This window comes from Glutamicibacter sp. AOP12-B1-11 (genome assembly GCF_052379245.1).
Lineage (GTDB): Bacteria > Actinomycetota > Actinomycetes > Actinomycetales > Micrococcaceae > Glutamicibacter.
The window spans coordinates 1-10,863 of record NZ_JBQSYL010000054.1 but is presented as its reverse complement, the minus strand read 5'-3'; the positions used below and the strand labels follow the sequence as shown (position 1 = coordinate 10,863).

Annotated in this window: 9 protein-coding genes; 6 read left to right on the top strand and 3 right to left on the bottom strand. The window is 60.3% G+C overall.

Annotated features, from left to right (window positions below; translation table 11 throughout):
• From ACT3UQ_RS19180 to ACT3UQ_RS19170, 3 genes are all read left to right on the top strand, one after another.
• Positions 1-270, top strand: a 270-nt coding sequence (locus ACT3UQ_RS19180; protein WP_444637751.1) for an LPXTG cell wall anchor domain-containing protein, incomplete at its 5' end; no start/stop codon positions are given.
• Positions 271-547: 277 nt separating this feature from the next.
• Positions 548-1,264 carry a DUF5819 family protein gene (locus tag ACT3UQ_RS19175; protein ID WP_105650615.1) on the top strand — a complete coding sequence of 239 codons (717 nt, stop codon included), beginning with the start codon at positions 548-550 and terminating at the stop codon, positions 1,262-1,264.
• Between the two features lie 2 nt (positions 1,265-1,266).
• Positions 1,267-2,412, top strand: coding sequence for an HTTM domain-containing protein (locus ACT3UQ_RS19170; RefSeq protein WP_105650616.1), 1,146 nt, complete (start codon positions 1,267-1,269; stop codon positions 2,410-2,412).
• Between the two features lie 82 nt (positions 2,413-2,494).
• On the opposite strand, the gene ACT3UQ_RS19165 is transcribed toward ACT3UQ_RS19170, so the two are convergent.
• Entirely contained in the window at positions 2,495-3,877 is a 1,383-nt protein-coding gene (locus ACT3UQ_RS19165; protein WP_444637750.1) for an NAD-dependent succinate-semialdehyde dehydrogenase, read from the bottom strand.
• A 269-nt stretch (positions 3,878-4,146) separates the two neighbouring features.
• Positions 4,147-5,208, bottom strand: a complete 1,062-nt coding sequence (locus tag ACT3UQ_RS19160) for an aldo/keto reductase (protein ID WP_105554526.1) — start codon at positions 5,206-5,208, stop codon at positions 4,147-4,149.
• A 257-nt stretch (positions 5,209-5,465) separates the two neighbouring features.
• Between ACT3UQ_RS19160 and ACT3UQ_RS19155 the strand changes: the two genes are divergently transcribed.
• The gene (locus ACT3UQ_RS19155; protein WP_444637749.1) at positions 5,466-7,055 is read left to right on the top strand and encodes a hypothetical protein; all 1,590 of its coding nucleotides are present in this window, start codon (positions 5,466-5,468) and stop codon (positions 7,053-7,055) included.
• Positions 7,056-7,209: 154 nt separating this feature from the next.
• Here ACT3UQ_RS19155 and ACT3UQ_RS19150 read toward each other — a convergent pair whose 3' ends face one another.
• Entirely contained in the window at positions 7,210-7,353 is a 144-nt protein-coding gene (locus ACT3UQ_RS19150; RefSeq protein ID WP_176484320.1) for a hypothetical protein, read from the bottom strand.
• Positions 7,354-7,525: 172 nt separating this feature from the next.
• Here ACT3UQ_RS19150 and ACT3UQ_RS19145 point away from each other — a divergent pair, with 172 nt between their 5' ends.
• Complete coding sequence (locus tag ACT3UQ_RS19145; RefSeq protein WP_444637748.1) at positions 7,526-8,311, top strand: alpha/beta fold hydrolase; 786 nt, start codon at positions 7,526-7,528, stop codon at positions 8,309-8,311.
• The gene (gene hrpB / locus ACT3UQ_RS19140) at positions 8,308-10,863 is read left to right on the top strand and encodes an ATP-dependent helicase HrpB (RefSeq protein ID WP_105650620.1); all 2,556 of its coding nucleotides are present in this window, start codon (positions 8,308-8,310) and stop codon (positions 10,861-10,863) included. Before ACT3UQ_RS19145 ends, hrpB begins: the two co-directional genes overlap by 4 nt.

The following is a 10,863-nucleotide window of genomic DNA, read 5'->3' as shown; positions in this document are numbered from 1 at the left end:
GATGCAGCCGCTGACGCTGTCGATGCTGATGCAGCCGCTGACGCTGAGGGTTCCGAGTCTGAGGCAACTGCCGATGCAACTGCTGACGCTGATGCCAAGGATGACAGCAACGGTTCATCGAATAGTGATTCGGACTCCGACGGCAAGGAAAAGCCTAAGGACAACCTAGCTGACACCGGTGCCAATGGTGTGCTGATTGCAGGCGGCATTGCTGTACTGCTCGCACTAGCTGGTGCTGGAATTATGATTGCTCGCCGCAAGAATGCGTAATAGCGTAACTTTGCAGTGATAACGACGAGCCGGGCTGCCCTTCGCGGGGCAGCCCGGTTTATCGTTTATTAGTGGCTCTTGCTACTGACGCTCGAATTTGAGCGTCCATACATACTTGAACGACTTCATACCAACTCTGCATGGGGCGCTAACCCCGGCTCGTGTTGTTGCGTTGGGTTGAATCTTGAACGAACAGGACTGGGACATGACGTCAGCTCCGTCTAAGGCAGCGAGTAAGCGACGGCCTATCTGGCTGAGAATCGTTGGTGCAGTCTGTGTGCTGCTCACCATGTGGCATATCTTTGCCACATTCCTCTGGGTCGCTCCTGTCAATGAATTACGTAAAGCTGTCCCCGCATCAGCGTTGAGAACTTACATGCTCCCGATGTTCGGTCAAAGCTGGTCGGTATTCGCGCCAAAACCAATCGATGGGGATTATCATATATCAGTTCGCGCCCAGGTCGACAACGGTGATGGCCTGATAACTACCGAGTGGGTGGACTCAGTGAACCGCGAAATGGATATGATCCACCACAACTTGTTCCCGCCTCGGGCAGCGGTAGCGGGTAATCAACTCGCGTCGGATTATCGGGGTGCTTGGCGGAAACTCGATGACGAACAACAGAAGATCGTGAAACTGAGCTATTTCAAGGGTGATGATTGGGACTCGCGTCTCGCCGCCGAACTGAAAGCCCGTTCCATGAACGATTCTGCGAAAGCAAGAAACAGCACGGCCAATTTTATTGAGAATGAAAAGATTGCAAGCGCTTATGCCACCCAGGTAGCCCGGGCGCTGTGGGGTGAGAACGTCAAGAACGTGCAGTTCAAAGTTGCGCGGCAGGGCATCGTACCGTTTGCTCAGCGGAACAAAGAGGACGCTAAACGCCCGGCTGCTAGCGTCATCGATTCAGGATGGCGAGGAACAACCGTTGCTGACGGACAAAGCGATGAAAACTTCGCAAAGATCTTCTTGTCCTTGGAAGGTGTGAAGTAATCATGTCGAACGCATTCTCACGAACCGGTAATGTCATCTCGAACTTGTGGAAGTCGCTTTGGCGTGACGCGCCGGGACACTTTATAGCTGCTTGTGCCGGAGTTGTTCACGATATCGAAGCTTGGCTATATGACGCCAAGCGAGCAAGCTATGGTATTGCAGTCGCCCGTATGCTCTTCGCCTGCGCGGCGCTGGGGTTATTGCTGACCAACTTCAATACGCGTTACTACACCTACGGCAGCGCATCGGCCTGGACTGGAAAACTCGCCGAATCGACAGGCCCATTCGCCAAATACTCCATATTTGGCATATTCGACTCCATCGCAGCCAATGATGTTGCCGTGACCGGGTATTTCCTTATACTCATGGTTCTCGCCGGAGCGCTCCTGGTTGGATTCCGTGCCAGGGTTGTGCTCCCGGTCTTCTTGGTTCTTTGGATCGGGCTGATCGAGTCTGCATATTTCGGAGGCGATCAAGGCGATAATGCCTTGCGTATCGGGCTGTTCCTGCTGATGTTCACCGACCATTCGGCTCGTTGGTCATTTGATGCGAAACGCAGAGCGAAAAATCAGAACTTCCAGGGGCCAATCCTGGCCAAGCTCGTCAAGGGGACTCGGATACTACCGACCAACCTGACAAACCTTTGGCACAATCTGGCCATTGTGGCACTTGCCTGCCAGGTGTTCATGATTTATGTCTCCGGTGCCCTTTTCAAGGCCGGCGGTGAACCATGGCGTGACGGTAGCGCGGTTTATGGTCCCTTGCATACGATGCGATTTGGGCCGTGGCCTGAGCTGAGTGAGCTGATCACCACCATGGGTTGGACGGTGGCTCTGGGTGCCATTGGCTCGATTATTTTGCAGTTGACCTTCCCGGGGGCATTGCTCTTCCGCTGGACCCGCATTCCGGTTCTCTTCGGAATGGTTTCGTTCCATATCGGGATTGCGGTCCTGATGGGGCTTCCGTGGTTCTCACTTGCAATGGTCGCCATCGATGCGATCTTCATCCGCGACGTGACCTGGGTTCGCTTGGCGAACTGGTTCAAGAGTTCGGCGCGAGGCGACGGTACCGACTCGGTTACTGAGTTTGCAGAAACCACCACGCCGACCGAGGGAGACACCTCGGTGCGTGAAAAGATCACCGTTTAGCCGGATCCGTAAACACCGGTTAAACTACAGCGTCCCTCGGAACTCTTGGTTAAGAGATCCGAGGGACGCTGTAGTTATGTCTTTAGTCGCCGATGTAGAACAGGCGCTTGTTCACAAATTCTTCCATGCCCAGCGGCCCGAGTTCGCGGCCGAAGCCCGAGCGCTTCACGCCACCAAACGGCATTTCTGCACCCTCGGCAGCTGCAATGTTCACGTTCGCCATCCCGGACTGCAACCCCATAGCGACCTTCGCGGCGCGGGCCTCGTCGGTGGAGTGCACCGAACCGCCCAGGCCGTAGATGGTGTCGTTGGCGAGCTCCAGCGCTTCGTCGTCGCTGGTGACTTTGTACACCACGGCTACCGGGCCGAAGAGCTCCTCATAGTAGGCACGCATGTCCTTGGTGACACCGCTGAGTACCGCGGGGGAGTAGTAGGCGGTTGGCCCCTCGTGCAGCACGCCACCGGCGTGCAAGGTGGCACCCTTGGACACCGCGTCCTGCACCTGGGCGTCAAGGTCTTCGGCGGCCTTGCGTGAGGAGAGCGGGGCGAAGGTGCCTTCAAGTTCGGCCAGCGGGTCACCGGGGGTGAGCCCGTCGGCGCGCTTGGTCAGTTCGGCGACGAAACCGTCAAAGATATCGTCCATGACGATCATGCGCTTATTCGAGTTGCAGGCCTGACCGGTGTTGTCGATGCGGAAACCCCACGCGGTTTCGGCGATGCCGGCCACGTCATCGGAGTCCAGGACGACGAACGGATCCGAGCCGCCCAGTTCCAGCACGGCTTTCTTCAGGTTGCGTCCGGCCTGCTCGCCAATGATTGCGCCGGCGCGTTCGGAGCCGGTCAGCGATACGCCCTGAATGCGCGGGTCGGCAATGATCGTGGAGATCTGATCATGGGTGGCGAAGACGTTGTTGTAGACGCCGGCGGGCACGCCTGCCTCGTCCATGATCTCTTGGAGGGCCAATGCCGAACGCGGGCAGGACTCGGCGTGCTTGAGCACGATGGTGTTGCCCAGCATCAGGTTGGGGGCGGCGAAGCGGGCCACCTGGTAGAGCGGGAAGTTCCACGGCATGATGCCAAGCAGCGGGCCGACCGGGCGGCGCTGGACGACTGCCCGGCCCCCGGAGAAGGACTTGATCTCCTGATCTGCGGCCAAGGTTGGACCTTCGGTCGCAAAGTATTCGAAGATCTCCTTGCAGTATTCTGCCTCGCCCACGGCTTCGGACAGCGGCTTGCCCATTTCAATGGTCATGATCTTGCCAAGTTCATCTGCACGATCAGCGAAGAGCTGCGCGACCCGGTTGACGATCTTCGCGCGTTCGTTGATGTCGACGTTCTGCCACGATTCAAAGGCCGATTGCGCCGACGTGAGCGCCTGCTCGACCTGCTCATCTGTAGCTGCCGGAAATTCTTCAACGATCTGACCGGTCGCTGGGTTAAGTACCTTGTAGGTCGGGGCGCTCATGATGCTCCTGTCTAGTCTGAGTTGAGGTCTGGTGTGGGTATGTGGATTCCACGATACGCACCACGTCCGTAAAATGAATGTGAATCACTTCACGAAGCGTCTTATTCGAGCATATCCTCAGTTCAAAAATTCAGCCACACGCAGATCCGTTGAAACGTCTGGAATTTATGACTGATTCCTCGCGAATGTCTCCCGTTCGCTGTGGAAAGCAAAACACCCACAAGATGTTCCGAGCAACGTCTTGTGGGTGTTTTGGCCGAACGCAGGATTTAGCTGATCGCGGAGTTCTTCCACCAGTCGATTCCGGCGTCGCCCTGGGCGATCTCAGAGATCTCCTTGAGCTCGGACTCGGTGAACTGAAGGTTGTTCAACGCGCCCAGGTTCTCATCGAGCTGCTTGGTAGAGGAAGCTCCGATCAGCACCGAAGTTGCCGCGCCCTCGCGCAGCAGCCAGGCCAAGGACATCTGCGCCAAGGACTGGCCGCGGCGTTGCGCGATGTCGTTGAGCTTGTGGATCTTGGCCAGGTTCCCCTCGGTCAGCTGGGCTTCGAGGGAGCGGCGCCCGCCCTGGCGTTGCACTTCGGTGCCCTTGAGGTACTTATCCGTCAGCAGACCCTGCGCTAGCGGGGTGAACGCGATGGCTCCCATATCTTCCTTTTCCAAGGTAGCCAGCAAGCCATGCTCAACCCAAGGGTTCAAGATGTTGTAGGACGGCTGGTGGATTACCAGCGGGGTGCCCAGCTCGACTGCGATCGCCTTGGCCTGCGCGGTGCGTTCGGCCGAATAGGAGGAGATGCCCACATAGGTGGCCTTGCCCTGGCGCACCAGGGTATCGAGCGCGCCGATGGTCTCCTCCAGGGGAGTCTTCGGATCGTAGCGGTGCGAATAGAAGATATCCACGTAGTCCAGGTTCATCGCCTTCAGCGACGCTTCTGCAGACGCCAGCAAGTACTTGCGTGAACCGTAGGTGCCGAAAGGCCCGGCCCACATCTCGTAGCCGGCCTTCGAGGAGATGATCAGCTCATCGCGGTACGGCATGAAATCCTTGCGCATCATGCGCCCAAAGTTCTCTTCCGCCGAGCCGGCCGGAGGTCCGTAGTTATTCGCCAGGTCGAAGTGGTTGATGCCATGGTCAAACGCGTGGCGTAGGACTTCGCGCTGGGTTGCGAAGGGGCGGTTGTCGCCGAAGTTCCACCACAGGCCCAAAGACAGCGGAGGCAGCACGAGGCCGGAATCACCGACGCGACGGTAGCCGAAGTTCTCATAGCGGCTAGCTGCAGCGACATAGGGGCGGTGGCTGTCTGGATGCGGATTAACGAGTTCGTACTCCACGTAGAACCTTTCTGTAGAAAGACCTGTTGCTATCTGTGCACAACTCTATGGCAGAACTACCGGTTCATCACCGATTTAAGGGCCACGGATAAAAGTGGACCAGAGATCCAGGGGAGGGGCAGCCGAAAACTGCAGGGCATTTATTGGTATGCATCGCGGTTTCTTGTGCGGCGCAGAAGAAGTCACGTCAGCAGAGAATAAGCGCTCCCGAGATAGGGTGAAGTTTGGATATGCTGCAAATAACTGTGAGGACCTTCGTGATTTCCAAAGCGACAAAATCCCTTGCCGCCATGTTGATCTGCGGCCTGCTAGCCGGCTGCTCCTCGGGCGGGTCGGGGCAGAATCAGCAAGAACCCAACGCCTCAAATTCGGCGGTAGCTTCTCCGCCCAAGCCCACACCCGAGCCGCTGCCCGAGTTCGCGCAGAAGTTCAACAAGCGTTCCGATGGCAAGGCGGCCACCCTCACGGTGGGAGCCTCGAATCTCGGAACCAGCCTGAGCGATGACAATATCGGTGTGTCCTTCGAAGCAACCGAACTCAGCGACCCACGCTGGGACCCTGCAGCGGGCAATCTCGATGAAATGCTCATCGGGTTGGGGCAACCCGGATTGCGCTTCGGCGGCAATGTCCTGGATCGGGAAATGTTCTGGACCTCCACCGGTGAAAAAGCTCCCAAGGGCAAGACCCTGGTCACTCCACAAGACCTTGAGCGCGTGATGAAAACCGTCAAGAAGATCGACGCGAAGGTGACCATCGGCATCCCCCTTGGCACCTACGACCCGAAGCGCGGGGCCGATATGGCTAAGCACGCGGCAGAGATTTTCGGTGATCACCTGGTGGGAATCTCCATTGGCAACGAACCCAACGGCTATACCAATGATGCCCGCCCGGGACTCCGGATACGCGAACCTTCCCAGTGGAATGAGAAGAAGTTTGTCACCCAGGTGCGAGCCTATGCCAAGGCAATTGACCAGGAGACCGGGAGCGAGGTTCCGCTCGTTGGTCCCGGAGTCTTTGACGGTTCGTGGATGAGCGCATTTCTCGACGCAAAACTCCCCAACACCACCGCGCTGACCCAGCATTACTACGCGACCTACGATTGTTCCTCGGAGAAAATTCCCGGCCGCGGCCCCGAGTGGCAGAACCTCTTGGACCCGGTGGTGAGCAATAGCGCCAAGAAGATGATTGGCATCGGTTTGGACAAGGCCGAGGCGAAGAAGCTGCCGCTGTGGGTGGAAGAGACCGGTTCAACCAGCTGCCCGGGCACAAACAACACCTCCCGCACGCACGCGAGCGCGCTGTGGACGGTGGACCATATCTTTGACTCCGCACGTTTGGGCGTGGAGCGCATGAACATGCACTCGATGCTCGGAGCCTGCCGCGGAGGCGCGCCGATGTCTGTCGTTTGCTCCGCCGAAGGCACCGGGGAACTGGGCGCAGGGCAGGTGCTGGCCCAGCCGAACTATCTCGCCATGCGCTTGGCGCGCTTGAGCGTCGGTAGCCAGTTCATGAAGACGACGCTCTCCGGAGACAAAAACCTCCAGGCCTACGCCGTCAAGGCGAAAAACAGCCGAGTGCTGGTCACCGTAGTGAACAAGAACGATGCGGCGAAAATATCGAAGAACCCGGTCACGGTGAATGTTCCGCAGGGATACAAGGCCACACGGGCGGCACAGATCCATGCCCCAGAAAACGGTGCCATAAAAGCCACCGAGCTGACGGCCATAGCGCCATTCGCCGCCAAAGGCAGCGGCGTGGCCAAGAATGCCTCAGGGAAGCTGCAACTGGATGTGGCGGCAAGCAGCGCCACCACCATCGAGTTCACCAAGCAGCGCGCGGAGGATTAAAATGAAGAACCGATCCGCGGGGTCAAGGAGGTAACGTCCGCGCGGACCGGTTCTTCTAATTCACTCGCACCCTTGAGAAGGTAATAACCACTCTAGGAGGAGATCCTTACCGCCAGCTGGGTGCCAAGTTAACGCTTCCTAGGATTTAGCGTGCCTAGTAGTTTGATGGTGGGTCGGAGGCAGGGAATGATTCGTCTTCCCATTCCTCCACCATCTCCTCGTCATGATCGTGCTTCACGTGAGCTTTGGCTTGTTCTTGAGTCTCGGCGCCGACTTCTTCGTCTGGATGATTGCTCATGATGCTCCTTCCCTCGCAGGTCTAGGTGTCTGGGCGGTCAAACCGCCGACCACATACCTTCAGTGTCATACTTTTGCCGGTCAATGTCGATAGAAAACCGGCAGCGCCGCCCGCGCCGCGGGGACGTAAATTGCCCGCTGGCCCCCGACAGGATTTAATCGCTTATATGCCAATGATCAATAACCCCGCAGATAATTCCGAGATCTTCTTTGATGACGACGGTGCCGCGGGCGAGCCGATTCTTTTCCTGCACGGGTCGGCGCTATCTCGCTCGATCTGGCGCGGGCTGGGATACACCAAGGCGCTGGGCGGCAACCGCCGCACCATTCGCATGGACCTGCGCGGCCACGGCAAATCGGTGAAATCCCACCGGGCCGCCGATTACACCATGGAGAAAATCGCCGGCGATATCCATGCGGTGCTCGATCACCTAGGTATTGCTGCCGCACATGTCATCGGCTATTCCTTTGGCGCTCGCAGCGGGCTGCAGGTGGCGATGCAGAGCCCCGAACGCGTGTTGTCCTTGACCATGCTCGGCGGCACCTTTGAGATCACCGACGGGGAAATCGGCAAGCTCTTCTTCCCCGGCTACCTCGACGTGCTGCGCCAGGGGGACATCGAAGGGTTTGTGACCGGTCAGGAAACCAGGGGACGGCTGGATCCCGCTACCAGGTTTGCGTTCCTTTCCAATGATCCGCTGGCCCTGGCCGCCTACTATGAGGCAGCGGAAACGGTGCAGAATATCGCGCTGAACCAGCTGGCCAAGATCACGGTTCCCACCTTGCTGCTCATCGGCACGCGCGACCAGCCGCGCTTCGAGCAGAATAAGATCATGGCTCGCGCCATGCCCAACGCCCGCATGGTGGCTCTGGCCGGGCGGACCCACGGCAGCACGCTCTACCCCATCGAACCGGTGGTGAGTGCGATCGAAAATTTCTGGACGGTACCGCGAGCATGAGCCGGGCTGCCTTCAACCTGGAACGCATCGCCGCGGGGTTGGCCTTCGGACCCAGCCGCGCGGAACTGCACGCCGCGCTGTGTGCCCATCCAAACCAGCCGCTGGTGATTCAGGCGCCACCGGGCTCGGGCAAAACCACCATCGTTCCACCAACGGTGGCCGAGGCGCTGGCGGTGCAAGGACTCACCGGAAAAATTATCGTCACCCAGCCACGCCGGGTGGCGGCACGTGCCGCGGCCCGGCGCCTGGCCCAGCTCGATGGCTCGGCCCTGGGGGACCGGGTAGGTTTTGCGGTACGCGGGGAACGCCAAAGCTCCGCGAACACCCAGATTGAATTTGTCACCGCCGGCCTGATGCTCCGCCGGCTGCTGGGGGACCCCGACCTGGCGGGGGTCAGCGCGGTCATCATCGATGAGGTCCACGAACGGTCCATCGACACGGACCTGTTGCTGGCCATGGTCAACCAGGTCAGCGAATTGCGTGAGGATCTCAGTCTGATCGTCATGAGCGCCACCCTGCAAGCCCGGGAGCTGTCGCAGCTGCTGGCCCGGCAGACCCCGGCCCCGGTGCTTACCGCCAACACCGCGCAATTCGAGGTGGCCGAGCTCTTCGACAGCTTTGCCGGTAGGCGCAACTCCGAGCGCGGGTTGAGCGACGAGTACCTGCGCCATGTCGCTCAGGTGGCGGTGAAGCATTCGCGCCAGCAAAACCGCGGTACCAAGTCAACGGTAGATACCTTGGTCTTCGTTCCCGGAGCACGCGAGGTCGACCGGGTCTGTGCCCAGATCGGCGCCTCGGGCATCCAAGCCTTTGCACTGCATTCGCAGATCCCCACCAAGGCCCAAGACGAGGTACTCAGCGAGCCTTCGGCTGCGCAGGGACCGCGAATTATCGTTTCCACCTCGATCGCCGAATCCTCGCTGACCGTACCGCGCGTCCACCTGGTGATCGATGCCGGCTATGCGCGCGAACCACGCAGGGACGCGGCACGTGGCTTTGGCGGCCTGGTGACGGTGGTCGCCAGCCGTGCCGCGGCCACGCAGCGTGCCGGCCGTGCCGGGCGGCTCGGGGCAGGAACCGTGGTGCGGACCCTTGACCCCAAGTCCTTCGCGGCCGCACCGGCTCATTCGGCCCCCGAGATGCAGACCGGAGACCTGGTGCAGGCCGCGCTTTCTCTGGCCGCTTGGGGTACCCCGCGCGGTGAAGGGCTCGCCCTGTGGGAGGAGCCGCCGCCGGGCACGATGCGCACCGACGAAGAGGTGCTGCGCAGCTTGGACGCGGTGGACGAGCAAGGAAAAATCACCGCCCTGGGCGAACGGATGGTGAAGATTCCGGCCGACCCACGCACCGCCCGCGCCTTGCTGGCCGGTGCCGAGCATTTCGGCTCGCGTCCCACCGCGGAAGCGGTCGCACTGTTGGCGAGCACCGAACGCATCGCCAACGCCGATCTGAACGAGCTGCTGAGCTCCGTTCGCCGGCCTTCGCATCCGGGACACCGGGCCTGGGTGCAAGAAGCCAAACGTCTTGAACGCCTCGCCGGGCAGGTTCCGGCCGTGGATCCTGACGGGGCGCTCGCCGGAGTCTGCGCTCTGGCCTACCCGCAATGGGTGGCGCGCAAGGTCCAGGACAACGACTACCTGCTGGCCTCGGGCACACGCGCTTCGCTGCCCCGCGGAAGCCATCTGGCCCATTATGAATTCTTGGCCATCACCGAGGTGACCCGGGCCGGGACCAGCACCGGAGCGGTGATCCGCCGCGCCGCGGGTATCGAGTGGGAACAAGTTCTCGGCCTGCTGGGCCACCTGCACCGGATCACCGAGAGCGCGAAACTGGTGGACGGGAAAATCTCGGCACGCAAGGTCGAATCCTTCGGCGCCATCGAGCTTTCCGCCCACCCGATCAAGGCCACCAAGGAACTCGGCCGGCAGGCGGCGGCAACGGCGTTGCGCGAGCAGTCGCTGGCGCTCTTTGGCGAGCAGCCGGCCTTTGAAGCGCTGCGGCGCCGGATGGCGGTGGCCTACCGATTGCTGGGTGCGCCTTTTGTGCCGGTAGATGAGCCGACGCTGGTGCAGACGGCGCAGCAGTGGCTGGCCTCCGGCCTGGAGCAGATCGCCGCGGGGAAGCCCGCGGGGAAGGTCGACCTCGTCGGCGCGTTGCGCACCCTGTTGCCGTGGCAGCATGCGCACGAATTCGACTCGTTGGTTCCCGAGCGTTTGCAGGTCCCGTCCGGATCGCGGATTCGCATTGGCTATCCGCCGGTGGATGAAGGCGGTCCGGCGGTGGTGGCGGTCAAGCTGCAGGAGTGCTTTGGGCTTAGCGAATCCCCGCGGCTGGTGCGCGGGATGCTTCCGGTGCAGTTCCATCTGCTTTCACCGGCCGGCAGTCCGCTTGCGGTGACCGAGGATCTCATCTCTTTCTTCAACGGACCCTACGCGCAGGTACGTGCCGAAATGCGCGGCAAGTATCCGCGGCACCCTTGGCCCGAAGACCCGTGGGAGCATCAGGCGACGGCCTACACCAAGAATCGTCTGCGCCGGGAAAGTGGCGCTTAA

Bases quoted from the DNA above. Each gene is read 5' to 3' on its own strand.
- ACT3UQ_RS19150 (WP_176484320.1), bottom strand. From the start codon at position 7,353: ATGAGCAATCATCCAGACGAAGAAGTCGGCGCCGAGACTCAAGAACAA.
- hrpB (WP_105650620.1), top strand. From the start codon at position 8,308: ATGAGCCGGGCTGCCTTCAACCTGGAACGCATCGCCGCGGGGTTGGCC.
- ACT3UQ_RS19165 (WP_444637750.1), bottom strand. From the start codon at position 3,877: ATGAGCGCCCCGACCTACAAGGTACTTAACCCAGCGACCGGTCAGATC.
- ACT3UQ_RS19145 (WP_444637748.1), top strand. From the start codon at position 7,526: ATGATCAATAACCCCGCAGATAATTCCGAGATCTTCTTTGATGACGAC.
- ACT3UQ_RS19170 (WP_105650616.1), top strand. From the start codon at position 1,267: ATGTCGAACGCATTCTCACGAACCGGTAATGTCATCTCGAACTTGTGG.